Genomic DNA, 13,922 nt, shown 5'->3' on the forward strand with positions numbered 1-13,922 from the left:
ACGGTTGCACTTATAGCGAGCTACTGTATAAAACGCCCCTATAAACCGCGCCATCTAGCAAGAGGATCCCGGCCGTGGAAGAAGTTATCGAACAATTGCGTGAAGCCAACGAACCGGTACCGGTTCCTCTGGAGCTGCCTGACGAAGATCAACTGGTGGAAATCGAGGAACAACTGTTCATCGATATTCCGTTCGTCTTCCGTGAATTTCTGCTGACCGTCAGCGATGTGGTCTACGGCAGCCTGGAGCCGGTGACCGTCACCGACCCACAGTCCCACACCTACCTGCCGGACGTTGCCGCCAACGCCTGGGATGCCGGTGTTGACCGCAGCATGATCCCGATCTGCCAGGACGGCGACGACTACTACTGCGTCGAGGAAGACGGCACCGTGGTGCTGTGGTCCGGCGAAGAAGAACTCGTCACCGAAGAAACCTGGGAATCGGTGTGGCACTGGGCGCGGGACGTCTGGCTGGAAAGCTGAGACCCCTGTGTGCCGAGGGCGCTTGTTGTGGCGAGCGAGCTTGCTCGCGCTGGGCTGCGAAGCAGCCCTCTGCGACCCACTCAGTGCTCCGGCGTATCCTTATGGTTATCCAGGGTCTCCAGCAAGGCGACCTGCATCCGCGTATGCACGCGGATGAACCAGCGCCAGAGCACGGCGGCCACCGCGGCCGTCACCACGGCGATCAGCACCAGCAACTTGTTGGTCGGCAGGATACTGGCCGACAAGGCTGCCAATAGCAGGAAAATCACCAGCAGCGAAAGAATCGGGATCACTTCGGCGATCACCCGGCGCACGCGCTGAGTGTGGCGCCCGGCCATTTCCGGCTTCACGCTCATCTCCGCCAGCAGCATCGACAGCGCCTTGAGCTTGCGGTACGCCGCAATCAAAAACGGCAGCGACAGCAGCAACGCCCCACCCCAGATCAATGCCTTCTGCCAGCTCGGATCGCTGACCCAGCCTTCCAGGTAGCTGCCAATACGCGCCGCGAAAAAGCTGCCGGCAAAGAAGATTGCCACCACCAGCGCCAGGTTCACCCCCACCTGCAGAATGATCTTGCGGATCATCGACGCCAGCATCGCACCCTCGCCCTGGGGCTGAATGCTGCGCAGCCACTCGCCATACATCCCGAACACCCGGCTCATGCGCTTGGGCATCACTGCGGCAATCTTCAGCGACAGCGGGTCTGCGCCACGGATCAGATAGGGTGTGAGCAGTGTGGTAATCGCAGAAACAGCCACCGCCACCGGATACAGGAAGTCGCTGGTGACCTGCAATGTCATGCCCAGCGCGGCGATGATGAATGAAAATTCGCCGATCTGTGACAGCCCCATCCCCACTCGCAATGAAGTGCGGCCATCGTTACCCGCAATGAACGCCCCCAACCCACAGGACAACATCTTGCCCAGCACCACGGCCACGGTAATCACCGCAATCGGCCAGGCGTATTGCAGGAGGATCTGCGGGTCGATCATCAAGCCAATGGCGACAAAGAAGATCGCGCTGAACATGTCGCGAACCGGTTCGATCAGGCGCTCAATCTTCAGCAATTGCCGGGATTCAGCCATGATCGCGCCGATCAGGAATGCCCCCAGCACCATGCTGTATTCCAGCTTGACCACCAACAGGCAGAAACCGAAACACAGACCCAGCACGGTGATCAGCAGCATCTCGTTGCTTTCGAATTTGGCCACGTACTCCAGCAGGCGTGGCACCAGCAAAATCCCGATCACCAGCGCGACAATCATGAACAGCGAGAGCTTGCCGACGGTGGAGAACACCTCGCCGGAGCTGACCGTGCCGCTGACGGCAATGCTCGACAGCAAGGCGATGATGCCGATGCCGAGGATGTCTTCGACGATCAGCACCCCGAAAATCAGCTGGGCAAAGCGCTGGTTTTTCATCTTCAGGTCATTGAGCGCCTTGACGATGATGGTGGTCGAGGAAATCGCCAGGATCGCGCCCAGGAACAGCGAGTCCATGGTGTTCCAGTCGAACCAGCGGCCGATTTCGTAGCCGATCCAGATCATCAGGATGATTTCGAGGAACGCCGCGATAAATGCGGTGGCGCCAACCTTGAACAGCTTGCGCAGGCTGAACTCAAGGCCCAGGCAGAACATCAGGAAGATCACCCCAAGCTCGGCCAGGGTCTTGATCGTGTCTTCGTCGTGGATCAGGCCAAACGGTGGGGTGTGCGGGCCGATGATGAAGCCGGCGACGATATACCCCAACACCACCGGCTGCTTGAGCCGATGGAACAGGATCGTCACCACCCCGGCCACCAGCATGATCACGGCCAGGTCCTGGATAAAGCTGATGGCGTGCATGGCGAGGGGCTCCTTGAGGGGTACTGGCGCTTTTCCCATTTCCACGCATGCACCCCGAAAGGTCGCAATGAACGGAAAGAAAAGTCTGCCTTGATCGTAAGAATTGCCTTTGAGACGGGCTTTTGAAGGGTAACACCGCGACTTGCGGCAGAAAGCCGGTGCAATATATGGAAACAGATCGCCCCGGGCGTGACGGCAAGCCGGGGGCCAGCGTCCCGTTATGAATGGCTCTGCAAAGATTCCAGCACCCGCAGAGGTGCCTCCCCACCCAATGCCTACAACCCGTGAGTGTGCTATGGAACCCGGAAACGCCCAGCTGTCGATGACAGTATTGATGACCCCTGACATGGCCAACTTCTCTGGCAATGTGCACGGCGGCACGCTGCTCAAGTACCTCGACGAAGTGGCCTACGCCTGCGCCAGCCGTTATGCCGGGCGCTATGTGGTGACGTTGTCGGTGGACCAGGTGATTTTTCGCGAGCCGATCCATGTCGGCGAGCTGGTGACCTTCCTGGCCTCGGTCAACTACACCGGCAACACGTCGATGGAAGTGGGGATCAAGGTGGTCACCGAGAACATCCGTGAGCGTTCGGTACGCCACACCAATAGCTGCTTCTTCACCATGGTCGCGGTGGATGACCAGCGCAAACCGGCCGCCGTGCCGCCGCTGCAACCGCAGAACAGCGAAGACAAGCGCCGGTTTGTGCAGGCTCAACAGCGCCGGCAGATTCGCCAGGAGCTGGAAAAGCGCTATCAGGAAATCAAGGCAGACGGGCCTTAAAGCCCTATCGGGGTTGCCTCGAAGCGAACTCGCGGATGGGCAATCCGGTCCTGGGCGCGCACCAGTTCCAGCTCATAGCTGGCGCACGCCTGGGTTTCCAGCAGTACTTCATGCACCGCTGCAGCAGTGAACTCAAAGGCCGCCACCAGGCTATCGCCCAACAACACCCGCGCCAGGAACAGGCCCGACGTCAGGTCGCCCACGCCCACCGGCTGACGCGGGAATGCCAGCAGTGGCCGACGCAGGTGCCAGCTGCCTTCAGCCGTCACCAACAGCATTTCGAAGCCGTCCGGCAGCTTGCCGGGATAATCCAGGTGCTTGACCAACACCGCTTTCGGCCCGCGGGCCAGTAACGCACGGGCCATCCCCAGGCAATCGAACAGCGACTGCGGCTTGCGCCCGGCAAAGCTGTCCAGCTCCAGCTGGTTGGGGCACAGAAAGTCGGCCATCGCCGCCGCTTCCTCCAGCAGGAAGTCGCTGACCTCCTGGGGCACGATGCAGCCTTTTTCCGGATGCCCCATCACCGGGTCACACAGGTAAAGAGCCTTGGGGTTGATCGCCTTGATCCGCGCCACGCCGGTGAGGATCGCCCGGCCCTGGGCCGCACTGCCCAGGTAGCCCGACAGCACTGCATCACAGTTGCCCAGCTCGCCAATCGCCGCGATGCCTTCCACCAGCGCAGGAATTTGCTGCGGCGCCAACACTTCTCCCGCCCACTGACCATACTGAGTGTGGTTGGAGAACTGCACCGTATTGAGCGGCCACACGTTCACCCCGACCCGTTGCATGGGGAACACGGCGGCGCTGTTTCCGGCGTGGCCGAAGACCACATGAGACTGGATCGCAAGCAGATGGGGCGTACGTTTCATGCAGGGGATTTCCGTAAAGCCGTTGATATTCTGGCTGCGCAGTATGCGACTAAACGCGGCCTGTACGACAGACCGGAGACGCAGTTAAGCTGGCCCTACTTTGTTGGAGTTCATCGAATGCTGACCCTCGGAAATATCTTCGTGCTGATGCTGCTGGCGACCGGTGCCGCCTGGCTGTGGCACAACCACGGCCTGCGCGAGCGGGCGCTGGAACGGGTCAAGCAGCACTGCGCCAAGCTCGACATCGAGCTGCTCGATGGCGCCGTGGCGTTGAAGCGCATCGGTTTTGTGAAAGATGCCAGCGGGCGGCGGCGCCTGGCACGGATCTACAACTTCGAATTCACCGTGACCGGCGAAACGCGGCACCCGGGGACCATCACCCAATTCGGCGCCCACAGTGCACAAATCGAGTTGGCGCCCTACCCGTTCGAGATCAAGACGCCATTGCCCAGCGCCGAGATCATTGAGCTAAGCCAGTGGCGCCAGGAGCATGGCAACAGCAAGACCCGTCACTGACGGCAAGCGGTTAACCCACCCTGTAACTGCGCAACGTCCTGCACTTCGCTGAAGATCAATTCGATACGCGAATCCCGCCGCCATTCGCTGGGCTGCCAGGCCAATGCGGCGTTATCCACAGCGTTGGCCGATACCCAGCCATCCAGGCTGTGGATAACCAGTTTTGCCCGTCGCCAGTCCAACGATTGCAGCCATTGCTGAATGCGCCGCGCGTCGAATCGCTGGCTCGGATGCCAGCGCCAGCCAATGCTCCAGCCATCCTCCTGGCCCTGGCTGAGGCAGATCGGCGATGCCGGATCCGTCCAGATGGCCGGCATTTGCCCCAGGCCTTTGGGCAACTCGAAATTATCCACAGCCGCTGCCGCTTGAGCATTCACACCCGGTAACCGGGCCAAGGGCAGTTGCGCCTGCTGCGTCCAATAGATCGGCCGGTCGGGCAGTTGTCCTTGAATCAACAGGCGCTGCGCATCACTTAAGGCTTCATTCTTGTTTAATACCAACAGCCCGGCGCTGGCTAATGCCTCCCGTTGGGCATTGGGTAAAGGCTTACCCGCCGCCAACGCCTGGGCGTCCAGTACGAGTACGCACGGCTGCACCGCCAGTACCTGCTGCCAGGGTGCTTCCCGCAGCTGCTTGAGCAATTGAGCCGGGTGCCCAAGCCCGGACGGCTCGATAAACAGCCGGTCGGGCCTGGCCTTACGCAACAAACGCCCCAGTCCTACCTGAAACGGCGCCCCGTTGACGCAACACAGGCAGCCACCCGCCACTTCACCGAGGGCAATCCCGTCGTCATCACGGGTGAGCAACGCGGCATCCAGGCCAATCTGCCCGAACTCATTGATCAACACCGCCCAACGCTCGTTGGCCGGGCGCTGGGCCAGCAGGTGCTTGATCAGGCTGGTCTTGCCGGCGCCCAGGGGCCCGGCAATCACGTGGGTGGGAATGTTCTGCAGCATGGTGGACATCATTCAGACCGTGTAGAGAGGTTCGATCCTACCCGGTTACGCCAACCAATCCAGCGTCAGAATCAACCGTCGTTGATCCGCTTGCAGCGGCGGCGAGCGGTGGATCAGGCCAAAGCCTTCGTTGCCGTGCCATTTTTCGCCCTTGAGCAACGCCACTTCGCCGCAGTGGATTTGCTCAATGCGTTCTTCTGGCTCAGCACTCGCCTGGCTCAGGTGTCGCCGCTCCATAACCCCCTCGCGCAACCACTGGCTGCCGATGCCGGCGTAGGTGGTGATAAGCCGCACCGGCACATGATCCACATGAAAACGCGGGCACATGGCCTTGTCCAATAGCCGCAAACGCACGCCGATACGCTTGGCTCCGAGCAAACAGGCAAAGGCGCTGACCAACCACGACACATCGGCGATAAAGCCTTCGTAGCCTTCAAGATCACGGCAACCTGATGCAAATTCCTGCAGGTTTGGCTCGGCGTCTTCGCTGTTCAGTTCAACCACCAGCGACTCTGCCAATGGCTCATTGAGTGCCACCAGTAACGCGCCGAACTCGGCGATGTGCAGGGGCAACTGACGCTGCCACACCGCCAGGTTCACGCCGTCCTCAAGGATATCGGTGAGCACGGCCGGGGTTTCGCCGTGGGTCTGGCGTACCACCGGGCGCAGTTTCAGGGTCGGTGCCAGCATCAGGCAGCCTCTTCGAACCAAGGGCCAAAGGGATCGGCCAACAAGCGCCAGCCTTCGACACCCGTGGCCATTTCATCGTCGGTCAGCAAACAAGCGTCCAGCTCGGCGGTCATCTGTGCGAAGTCGATGTTCTGGCCGATAAACACCAGCTCCTGCCGGCAATCGCCGGTGCTCAGTTGCCAGTTTTTCATGATTGCGGCGATGCCTTCCTCGTCCTGGGGCCACTGGGTTTTCGGCACGAAACGCCACCAGCGCCCGGCAAACCCATGGCGCATCAGGCCGCCAGCCTGGGACCAGCTACCGGCGTCCTGGTGTTTGCTGGCCAGCCAGAAAAAGCCCTTGGAACGCAGCAGTTTTCCATTCACCCAAGGCCGGTCGATAAAGTCGAAAAACCGCTGCGGGTGGAACGGGCGGCGGGCGCGATAGGCGGTGGAGGCGATGCCGTACTCTTCGGTTTCCGGCAGGTGTTCGCCACGCAGTTCCTGCAACCAGCCCGGCGCCTGGGAAGCACGCTCGAAGTCGAAACGGCCGGTGTTGAGGATCTTCGCCAACGGCACTTCGCCCATGACCATCGGGATGATTTCAGCCTGGGAGTTCAAGCGCTCCAGGATCGCCATCAACTCCTCGCGCTCACTGCTGCTGATCAGGTCGATCTTGCTGATGAGGATCACATCCGCAAATTCGATCTGCTCGATCAGCAGGTCGGTGATCGAGCGCTCGTCCTCTTCACCGAGGGTTTCGCCCCGGGACGCCAGGCTTTCGGCAGCCTGGTAGTCGAGCAGGAAGTTCATGCCGTCGACCACGGTGACCATGGTGTCGAGCCGGGCAATGTCCGCCAGGCTTTGGCCTTCTTCATCGCGGAAGGTGAAGGTTTCGGCCACTGGCAGCGGCTCGGAGATACCGGTGGACTCGATCAACAGGTAATCGAACCGACCTTCCTTGGCGAGCTTTCCGACTTCTTCCAGCAAGTCTTCGCGCAAGGTGCAGCAGATGCAGCCGTTGCTCATCTCCACCAGTTTTTCTTCGGAGCGATTGAGGGTGACGTCGCGCTGGACCTCACTGCCATCGATGTTGATTTCGCTCATGTCGTTGACGATCACCGCCACCCGCAGGTTTTCGCGGTTGCGCAGGACGTAGTTGAGCAGCGTGCTTTTGCCGGCGCCGAGGAATCCGGACAGCACAGTAACGGGGAGACGATTGGGCATCAGGTATTCCTCATCAGGGTTGGCCGGTCAAATCGCCCGTTGATGGCGTTCGCGCAGCTCTTCACGTTCTTTGGCTTCGATACACAGGGTGGCCGTGGGGCGCAGCAGCAGGCGCTTGAGGCCGATGGGTTCGCAGGTTTCACGGCACCAGCCGTATTCACCGCGGGCCAGGCGTTCCAGGGCTTCGTCGATCTTGTCCAACAGCTTTTTTTCGCGCTCCAGCAGGCGCAGTTGCCATTGGCGCTGTTCTTCGGCGCTGCCGACATCGGCGGGATCGCTGTTGGGCTCCTGTTCGCGCAGCACCATGAATTCAGCGTCGATACGCGCTTGCAGCTCGTTGCGCTGGGCCAGCAGCAGCTCGCGGAAGAAACCTTGCTGGGCTTCATTCATGTAGTCGGCGCAGGGTTGGTCGAGAAGGTCTTGTTCGGTCATCGGAGGTGGTTCACGGGTCAGGCTGTTTTTTAATGTTATAGTATAACAATGCAAATAAACCAATCCCCCTTGCTCGTGACGACGAAGGGCGCAATGCTGGCAGCCGAATAACGCCCCGAGAGCCTCTATGAAATACCTGCTGTGTGCTGTGTTGCTGATGCTGGCGAGCCTGGCCAACGCCCAGGTGCCCACCCTGCTGGCCAACTGCACCCGCAGCGCCAACCTGCTGGCGTGCGTCGACGCCCAGGGCAATGCCTACAGCGTCGCGACGGCAGGCAGCACTACGTATTTGCGGGGCTTTGAAGTGATCGGAAAACGCTATTGGGCACAGACCAGCAGCCGCTACGGGCAACTGACGTTCTTTACCGGGTTGGCTTCCGATGGTGAGGCGTGGGTGGGCTACACGCGGCGAGTGGGCTGGACCACCCTCAACCGGTTTTCCAGTTCCGGTGGTGCCAGCGCCAAGTTCACCTGTAGTCGAATCACCGGCTGTTAGACCTGGCCGGTTTTCTGTTCCTGAACCCAGGCCATGTAGCTGTTCATCGGCGGGTTCTTCTGGAAGTAGTTCTTCAACCCTTCAAATAAACCGTCTGCCACCGCCTGTTGATGGCGTGCGGTGACCAGTCGCTGGGCGTCCTGGGTGTTGGAGATAAACCCGGTTTCCACCAGGATCGACGGCACGTCCGGCGACTTGAGCACCGCAAAGCCGGCCTGTTCCACGCGTTTTTGATGCAGCGTGGTGATGCTTTGCAGGCTGCCCAGTACCGAGCTGCCCAGTTGCAGGCTGGAGGCGATGGTGGCGTTCATCGACATGTCGAGAATCACCCCGGCGAGCATCGGGTCCTTGTCCTTGAGATTGAGCAAGGTGGTGGCGCCCAAGAGGTCGGCGCCGTTTTCCCGCTGCGCCATGAACCGTGCGGTGGCGGAGGTGGCGCCGCCTTCAGACAGCGCATAGACAGAGGCGCCGGACGCCGTAAGCCGTGGCGCGGCATCGGCGTGTACCGAGATAAACATGTCGGCTTTGTGCTGACGGGCGATGTCCACACGTTTACGCAGCGGCACGAAGAAGTCGTCGTTGCGCACCAGCTTCACATCGAAGCCCTTCTCGCGCTTCAGACGCTTGGCCAGCAATTGGGCGATGGACAGCACCACGTCTTTTTCGCGCTGGCCCTTTGAGCCAATCGCGCCGGGATCCTTGCCGCCGTGCCCAGGGTCGACCACCACGATGATGTCGCGTTTCGGATGAGCCCTGTCCACCGGCGCCGGCACGGGTGCAGCCAACGCGGCCGGTGCCGCAGCGATTTGCATAGGCGCATGAGTGGCACTGGTCAGGTCCAGCACGAGGCGGTGGCCCTGGCCATCCTGCGGCGGCAGGAGAAAGCTGTTGAGCTGCATCGGCGCCTTCAAATCCAGCACGATCCGCGTATCGCCCTGCCCGAAATGCCCCGAGCGAATCGAGGTAATGCCGCTGTTGGTCAGGGCCAGTTGGCTGAAATCACCGGTCAGCTTCGCGCCGCTCAAATCGATGATCAACCGCTCCGGCGCGGTCAGGGTGAAGGTCTTGTATTGCACCGGGCCGCTGAGGTCCAGCACCAGCCGCAGCTTGTTATCCGACCGCCACAGCCGTGCATTGCGGATCTGCGCGGCAGACACGCCCAAGGGCAAGGTGAACACCGCACTGGCCAGCAGCAGGTTGAGGAGTTGACGTCTGTGCATGACTTACACCGCAAATAAAGGAGCTTCCGTACTCGACATGACTGAATAAAAGACAGAACAGAAAAACTTTCGTCGTTTCAATTGTAATAATATAACATGTCTTTTTATTTCCAACGATGGACCTGCTCATGAACGCGCTGACTCTGCCCGATATCGCCGCGCAGGCTTCACGCCAAGCCTTGCCGCTCGATTGGGTGGGCATGTGCGGCATTGCCCTGCCCATTCTGATCGACGGCCAAAGCCTTAGCGCCACGGCTGATGCCGGCGTCAGCCTGGACGACGGCGAGGCCCGTGGCATTCATATGTCACGGCTTTACCTGGCGCTGGAAATGCTTGAACAGCAACCGCTTTCGCCAGCACTGCTGCGCAGTGTATTGCAACGTTTTCTCGACAGTCATGAAGGTTTATCCACAAATGCCTACCTGCGGATTCATGCAGGTCTGCTGCTGAAACGCCCGGCGCTGGTCAGCCCGTTGGCCGGCTGGAAAAGCTACCCGGTGAGCATCGAGGCGCGCCTGGAAAACCAGATGTTCCACGTGGAACTAAAAATTGACGTTACTTACTCTTCAACCTGCCCTTGCTCCGCTGCCCTCGCCAGGCAATTGATTCAGCAGCAATTTATCGAGGACTTTGCCGGCACACCGCTGCAGCACGAAGACGTACTGACCTGGCTCGGCAGCGCAAACGGCATCGTCGCCACACCCCACAGCCAGCGCAGCAGCGCGCTGTTGCAGGTCCGGCTTCAGGACGATCAGCCAACACTGCCGCTGACCCAGTTGATCGACGAAACCGAAGCCGCCCTCGGCACTGCCGTGCAAACCGCCGTAAAGCGTGCAGACGAACAAGCCTTCGCCCTGGCCAACGGGCAGAACCTGATGTTCTGCGAAGACGCCGCCCGCCGCCTGAACCTCGCCTTGAAACGCTCGGATGCGGTCAATGCCTTCCACTTGAAAGTGATCCACGCCGAAAGCCTTCACGCGCACGATGCCGTGGCCGAAAGCCGCTGGACGAGACCTTCCGAATGATCACCTGCACCGCTTTGCGCTGGGGCGCCCCCGGCCAACCACTGACCCCCGCCGTGGATTTCACCCTGGAAAAAGGCAGCCTTACCGGCATCATCGGCGCCAACGGCACCGGCAAAAGCAGCCTGCTGAAAGTTATCGCCGGACTGCAGAAGCCACTGGCGGGGAAAGTGACGATCGATGTTCCACGCCGAGGTGGCCTGTCGTTTTTGCCCCAGCAACAGAACCTCGATCGCCAGTTTCCTATCAGCCTTGAAGAATTGGTGGCCGCCGGTTTCTGGGGCAGCAGGCAAACCCCGCAACAACGTACCGAACGCCTGAGCGCCGTGCTCGAAGACTGGTGCCTCAGCGGCCTGGAGCATCGGCCGTTGATGGCCTTGTCGGGCGGCGAACTGCAACGCGCCCTGCTCGCCCGCATGAGCCTGGCCGAGTCGCCGATATTGCTGCTGGACGAACCCCACGCCGCCCTCGACGAAGACGGCCAGGCGCTGTGCTGGAAACACATCCACGCCTGGCACGACGCAGGTCGCACGGTGGTCGTGGTGTGCCATGACCTCGGCTCCGTACGCCAACACACCCAGCAAGTGGTGCAGATCAAAAGCAGTGGCTGCGTGTTCGGCTCCAGCAAAGAACTGATCCGCCCGCAGCCGCAAATGCAGGTGGCCTGATGCACTTCGACGCCCACCTGTGGATGCCGTTTCTCGATTTCGTTTTCATGCGCCGCGCGCTCGTCGGCGGTCTGGTATTGGCATGCAGCACGGCGCCGCTTGGGGTGTTCCTGATCCTGCGCCGCATGAGCCTGATCGGTGACGCGGTGTCCCACGGCATCCTGCCCGGCGCCGCCCTGGGCTTCTGGTTTGCCGGCCTGAGTTTGCCCGCGCTGACCATCGGCGGCCTGGGCGCCGGCCTGAGCATGGCCGGCCTCGCCGCCTGGATCACCCGTCGCACCGGGCTGAAGGAAGACGCCAGCCTCGCCGCCATCTACCCGATCTCCCTGGCCAGCGGCGTGCTGATCCTCGGCCTCGCCGGCAAACGCCTGGACCTGCTGCACCTGCTGTTCGGCTCGGCCCTGGCGGTAGACGGCCCGACCCTCACCGGCATGCTCTGGGTCTCGGGCTTCAGCCTGATCGCCATGGTGGTGATCTACAAACCGCTGCTGCTGGACACCCTCGACCCGCTGTTCCTGCAAACCGTCAGCCGCCTCGGCCCGCTGGCCCACGGCCTGTTCCTGACGCTGGTGGTGCTGAACCTGGTGATCGGTTTCCAGGCCATCGGCGCGTTGATGGTGGTCGGCCTGATGATGTTGCCGGCGATTGCTTCACGTTTCTGGAGCCGGCGCCTGCCGGTGTTGATCGCCATATCAGCGGTGCTGGGATGCCTGTCGGTATGGCTTGGCTTGTTGCTGTCGTTCTACTACTCGCTGCCCAGCGGCCCGGCAATTGTGCTGGTGGCTGGCGGCTGGTACCTGCTGTCCGTGGTCTTCGGTCCGGTGCACGGCTTGCTGCGCCGCCCGCCTTTGCTTACATCCCAATGAGGTGTTTCCCGATGCGCGCTCTACTCGTGCTGTTCAGTGTGTTGCTGCCGCTGTCGTTCGCGACGGCCCAGGCTGCCGACAAGCTTCAGGTGGTTACCAGCTTCAGTATTCTTGACGACATGACCCACCAGGTCGGTGGCGATCATATCCAGATCAGCAACATGGTCGGCCCCGACGCCGACGCCCATACCTACGAACCAACACCGGACGATGCCAAGGCCCTGCTCAAGGCCAAGGTGATCATCAAGAACGGCCTGGGCTTCGAGCCGTGGCTGGATCGCCTGGTCACCAGCACCGAGACCAAGGCCACTGTGGTCACTGCGAGTAAAGGCGTGCTCTCCCACACCATGGAAGAGGACGGCGAAACCATCCCCGACCCGCACGCCTGGCACAACCTGGCCAACACCGTTATCTACGTGAACAACATCACCAAGGCGCTGATCGCTGCCGACCCGGCCAACAAGGCCGACTACGAGCACAACAGCGAGGTGTACCTGAAAGAAATCTACCGCCTGCTGGCTGAAGCCAAGGCCAAGTTTGGCGCGCTGCCACCGGGTAACCGTCGCATCGTCACCTCTCATGACGCCTTCGGCTACCTGGGCCAGGCCTACGGTATCGAGTTCCTGTCGCCTCAAGGCCTGTCCACCGAACGTGAACCGTCGGCCGCCGAAGTCGCCACGCTGATCACCCAGATCCGCAAGGACAAGGTCAAGGCCGTGTTCATGGAAAACATCAAGGACTCGCGTCTGCTCCAGCAGATCGCTGACGAAAGCGGCGCGCAGATCGGCGGCACGCTGTATTCGGACGCCCTGGCCGCAGAAGGTCCGGCCAGCACCTTTACCGGCCTGTTCGAATACAACCTCAACACCCTGTGCGCGGCCCTGAGCAAGCCATGAGCCTGAGCATGCTTGACCTGGAAGAGGCTGCCATCGGCAGCCGCTTTCCACTCGATAGCGTGCTCGACGCCCTGCCGTGGAACAGCGATGGACTGATCGCCGCCATCGCCCAGCAACACGGCAGCGGCGAAGTGTTGATGCTGGCCTGGATGAACCGCCAGGCCCTCGACGAAACCCTGGCCACCGGGCACGTCTGCTACTGGTCCCGCTCGCGCCAGCAACTGTGGCGCAAGGGCGAAACCTCGGGCCACTGGCAACTGCTGGTGGAGGCCCGCCTGGATTGCGACGGCGACGCGGTATTGCTGATCGTCGACCAGCAAGGCCCGGCCTGCCACACCGGCCGGCCCACCTGTTTCTACAACGCCATCGACGGCCATCACGTCAACATCATCACCGCGCCTCTCAAGGAACCTGACCCATGATCCGCAAGAACCCTTCCGGCGATCTGCCCGTGATTGCCGAATCGGCCTACGTCGACAAAACTGCAATCATCTGCGGCAAGGTGGTCATCGGCGAAAACGTATTTGTCGGCCCTTACGCGGTGATCCGCGCCGACGAAGTCGACGCCAACGGTGACATGGACCCGATCACCATTGGGGCCAATTCGAATATCCAGGACGGCGTGGTGATCCACTCCAAATCCGGCGCCGCCGTAACCATCGGCGAGTTCACCTCCATCGCCCACCGCTCCATCGTCCACGGGCCCTGCACCGTTGGTGACCGGGTGTTCATCGGCTTCAACAGCGTGCTGTTCAACTGCGTCGTCGGCGATGGCTGCGTGGTGCGGCACAACTCTGTAGTCGACGGCCGCGATTTGCCCGACGCGTTCTACGTGCCCTCCACCACCCGCATCGGCCCCAACACCGACCTGTCCCAGTTCCCGCCGGTGAGTGTCAGCGCTTCGGAGTTTTCCGAAGACGTGGCGCGCACCAACGTCGACCTGGTACTGGGTTACAAAGCCCTGCAAAACGAGTTCTGA

17 protein-coding genes are annotated in these 13,922 nt (G+C 61.3%); 10 read left to right on the top strand and 7 right to left on the bottom strand.

Going from position 1 to position 13,922, the window contains the following annotated elements; translation table 11 throughout:
* Positions 1-74 precede the first annotated feature (74 nt).
* Entirely contained in the window at positions 75-482 is a 408-nt protein-coding gene (locus tag A462_RS00900; protein ID WP_003213456.1) for an SMI1/KNR4 family protein, read from the top strand.
* A gap of 80 nt (positions 483-562) precedes the next feature.
* Here the strand turns inward: A462_RS00900 and A462_RS00895 are convergent, their stop codons facing one another.
* Positions 563-2,326: a cation:proton antiporter gene (locus A462_RS00895; RefSeq protein ID WP_003213459.1), complete on the bottom strand. Its 1,764-nt coding sequence runs from the start codon at positions 2,324-2,326 to the stop codon at positions 563-565.
* 295 nt (positions 2,327-2,621) lie between these two features.
* On the opposite strand from A462_RS00895, the gene A462_RS00890 reads away from it, so the two are divergent.
* A complete protein-coding gene (locus A462_RS00890; protein ID WP_003213461.1) occupies positions 2,622-3,107 on the top strand; it encodes an acyl-CoA thioesterase in 486 nt (161 codons plus the stop codon).
* On the opposite strand, the gene pdxY is transcribed toward A462_RS00890, so the two are convergent.
* The gene (gene pdxY, locus A462_RS00885; protein ID WP_003213465.1) at positions 3,104-3,976 is read right to left on the bottom strand and encodes a pyridoxal kinase PdxY; all 873 of its coding nucleotides are present in this window, start codon (positions 3,974-3,976) and stop codon (positions 3,104-3,106) included. The two genes, A462_RS00890 and pdxY, sit on opposite strands and share 4 nt — an antisense overlap.
* 117 nt (positions 3,977-4,093) lie before the next feature.
* Between pdxY and A462_RS00880 the strand changes: the two genes are divergently transcribed.
* Positions 4,094-4,492, top strand: coding sequence for a DUF3301 domain-containing protein (locus A462_RS00880; RefSeq protein WP_003213466.1), 399 nt, complete (start codon positions 4,094-4,096; stop codon positions 4,490-4,492).
* Here A462_RS00880 and A462_RS00875 read toward each other — a convergent pair.
* From A462_RS00875 to dksA, 4 genes are read right to left on the bottom strand one after another with little or no spacing between them, the layout of a single operon-like run.
* Positions 4,486-5,448 (bottom strand): CobW family GTP-binding protein, encoded by a 963-nt coding sequence (locus A462_RS00875; protein ID WP_008439499.1) that lies wholly within the window; start codon positions 5,446-5,448, stop codon positions 4,486-4,488. The two genes, A462_RS00880 and A462_RS00875, sit on opposite strands and share 7 nt — an antisense overlap.
* Positions 5,449-5,493: 45 nt before the next feature.
* Positions 5,494-6,138, bottom strand: a complete 645-nt coding sequence (locus A462_RS00870; RefSeq protein WP_008439501.1) for a DUF1826 domain-containing protein — start codon at positions 6,136-6,138, stop codon at positions 5,494-5,496.
* A complete protein-coding gene (gene zigA, locus A462_RS00865) occupies positions 6,138-7,343 on the bottom strand; it encodes a zinc metallochaperone GTPase ZigA (RefSeq protein WP_003213472.1) in 1,206 nt (401 codons plus the stop codon). The genes A462_RS00870 and zigA overlap by 1 nt, the downstream gene beginning before the upstream one ends.
* A 27-nt stretch (positions 7,344-7,370) precedes the next feature.
* Complete coding sequence (gene dksA, locus A462_RS00860; RefSeq protein WP_008439502.1) at positions 7,371-7,775, bottom strand: RNA polymerase-binding protein DksA; 405 nt, start codon at positions 7,773-7,775, stop codon at positions 7,371-7,373.
* Positions 7,776-7,902: 127 nt separating this feature from the next.
* Between dksA and A462_RS00855 the strand changes: the two genes are divergently transcribed.
* A complete protein-coding gene (locus tag A462_RS00855; RefSeq protein ID WP_008439503.1) occupies positions 7,903-8,271 on the top strand; it encodes a hypothetical protein in 369 nt (122 codons plus the stop codon).
* On the opposite strand, the gene A462_RS00850 is transcribed toward A462_RS00855, so the two are convergent.
* Positions 8,268-9,491, bottom strand: coding sequence for an N-acetylmuramoyl-L-alanine amidase (locus A462_RS00850; protein ID WP_003213478.1), 1,224 nt, complete (start codon positions 9,489-9,491; stop codon positions 8,268-8,270). The two genes, A462_RS00855 and A462_RS00850, sit on opposite strands and share 4 nt — an antisense overlap.
* 128 nt (positions 9,492-9,619) lie before the next feature.
* Between A462_RS00850 and folE2 the strand changes: the two genes are divergently transcribed.
* From folE2 to A462_RS00820, 6 genes are read left to right on the top strand one after another with little or no spacing between them, the layout of a single operon-like run.
* Positions 9,620-10,516, top strand: coding sequence for a GTP cyclohydrolase FolE2 (gene folE2 / locus A462_RS00845; RefSeq protein ID WP_008439504.1), 897 nt, complete (start codon positions 9,620-9,622; stop codon positions 10,514-10,516).
* The gene (locus tag A462_RS00840; RefSeq protein ID WP_008439505.1) at positions 10,513-11,181 is read left to right on the top strand and encodes a metal ABC transporter ATP-binding protein; all 669 of its coding nucleotides are present in this window, start codon (positions 10,513-10,515) and stop codon (positions 11,179-11,181) included. Before folE2 ends, A462_RS00840 begins: the two co-directional genes overlap by 4 nt.
* On the top strand, positions 11,181-12,047 hold the full coding sequence (locus tag A462_RS00835; RefSeq protein WP_008439506.1) for a metal ABC transporter permease: 867 nt from the start codon (positions 11,181-11,183) through the stop codon (positions 12,045-12,047). Before A462_RS00840 ends, A462_RS00835 begins: the two co-directional genes overlap by 1 nt.
* A gap of 11 nt (positions 12,048-12,058) precedes the next feature.
* Entirely contained in the window at positions 12,059-12,943 is an 885-nt protein-coding gene (locus A462_RS00830) for a metal ABC transporter substrate-binding protein (RefSeq protein WP_008439508.1), read from the top strand.
* Positions 12,940-13,365, top strand: coding sequence for a phosphoribosyl-AMP cyclohydrolase (hisI, locus tag A462_RS00825; RefSeq protein ID WP_008439510.1), 426 nt, complete (start codon positions 12,940-12,942; stop codon positions 13,363-13,365). Before A462_RS00830 ends, hisI begins: the two co-directional genes overlap by 4 nt.
* The gene (locus tag A462_RS00820) at positions 13,362-13,922 is read left to right on the top strand and encodes a gamma carbonic anhydrase family protein (RefSeq protein WP_003213490.1); all 561 of its coding nucleotides are present in this window, start codon (positions 13,362-13,364) and stop codon (positions 13,920-13,922) included. Before hisI ends, A462_RS00820 begins: the two co-directional genes overlap by 4 nt.

It is taken from the genome of Pseudomonas sp. Ag1, from assembly GCF_000278565.1.
Lineage (GTDB): Bacteria > Pseudomonadota > Gammaproteobacteria > Pseudomonadales > Pseudomonadaceae > Aquipseudomonas.

Excerpts from the sequence above, each read along its gene's own strand:
- A462_RS00895 (WP_003213459.1), bottom strand. The coding sequence starts at position 2,326 with ATGCACGCCATCAGCTTTATCCAGGACCTGGCCGTGATCATGCTGGTG.
- A462_RS00890 (WP_003213461.1), top strand. The coding sequence starts at position 2,622 with ATGGAACCCGGAAACGCCCAGCTGTCGATGACAGTATTGATGACCCCT.
- pdxY (WP_003213465.1), bottom strand. The coding sequence starts at position 3,976 with ATGAAACGTACGCCCCATCTGCTTGCGATCCAGTCTCATGTGGTCTTC.
- A462_RS00880 (WP_003213466.1), top strand. The coding sequence starts at position 4,094 with ATGCTGACCCTCGGAAATATCTTCGTGCTGATGCTGCTGGCGACCGGT.
- A462_RS00875 (WP_008439499.1), bottom strand. The coding sequence starts at position 5,448 with ATGCTGCAGAACATTCCCACCCACGTGATTGCCGGGCCCCTGGGCGCC.
- A462_RS00870 (WP_008439501.1), bottom strand. The coding sequence starts at position 6,138 with ATGCTGGCACCGACCCTGAAACTGCGCCCGGTGGTACGCCAGACCCAC.
- zigA (WP_003213472.1), bottom strand. The coding sequence starts at position 7,343 with ATGCCCAATCGTCTCCCCGTTACTGTGCTGTCCGGATTCCTCGGCGCC.
- dksA (WP_008439502.1), bottom strand. The coding sequence starts at position 7,775 with ATGACCGAACAAGACCTTCTCGACCAACCCTGCGCCGACTACATGAAT.
- A462_RS00855 (WP_008439503.1), top strand. The coding sequence starts at position 7,903 with ATGAAATACCTGCTGTGTGCTGTGTTGCTGATGCTGGCGAGCCTGGCC.
- A462_RS00850 (WP_003213478.1), bottom strand. The coding sequence starts at position 9,491 with ATGCACAGACGTCAACTCCTCAACCTGCTGCTGGCCAGTGCGGTGTTC.
- folE2 (WP_008439504.1), top strand. The coding sequence starts at position 9,620 with ATGAACGCGCTGACTCTGCCCGATATCGCCGCGCAGGCTTCACGCCAA.
- A462_RS00840 (WP_008439505.1), top strand. The coding sequence starts at position 10,513 with ATGATCACCTGCACCGCTTTGCGCTGGGGCGCCCCCGGCCAACCACTG.
- A462_RS00835 (WP_008439506.1), top strand. The coding sequence starts at position 11,181 with ATGCACTTCGACGCCCACCTGTGGATGCCGTTTCTCGATTTCGTTTTC.
- A462_RS00830 (WP_008439508.1), top strand. The coding sequence starts at position 12,059 with ATGCGCGCTCTACTCGTGCTGTTCAGTGTGTTGCTGCCGCTGTCGTTC.
- hisI (WP_008439510.1), top strand. The coding sequence starts at position 12,940 with ATGAGCCTGAGCATGCTTGACCTGGAAGAGGCTGCCATCGGCAGCCGC.
- A462_RS00820 (WP_003213490.1), top strand. The coding sequence starts at position 13,362 with ATGATCCGCAAGAACCCTTCCGGCGATCTGCCCGTGATTGCCGAATCG.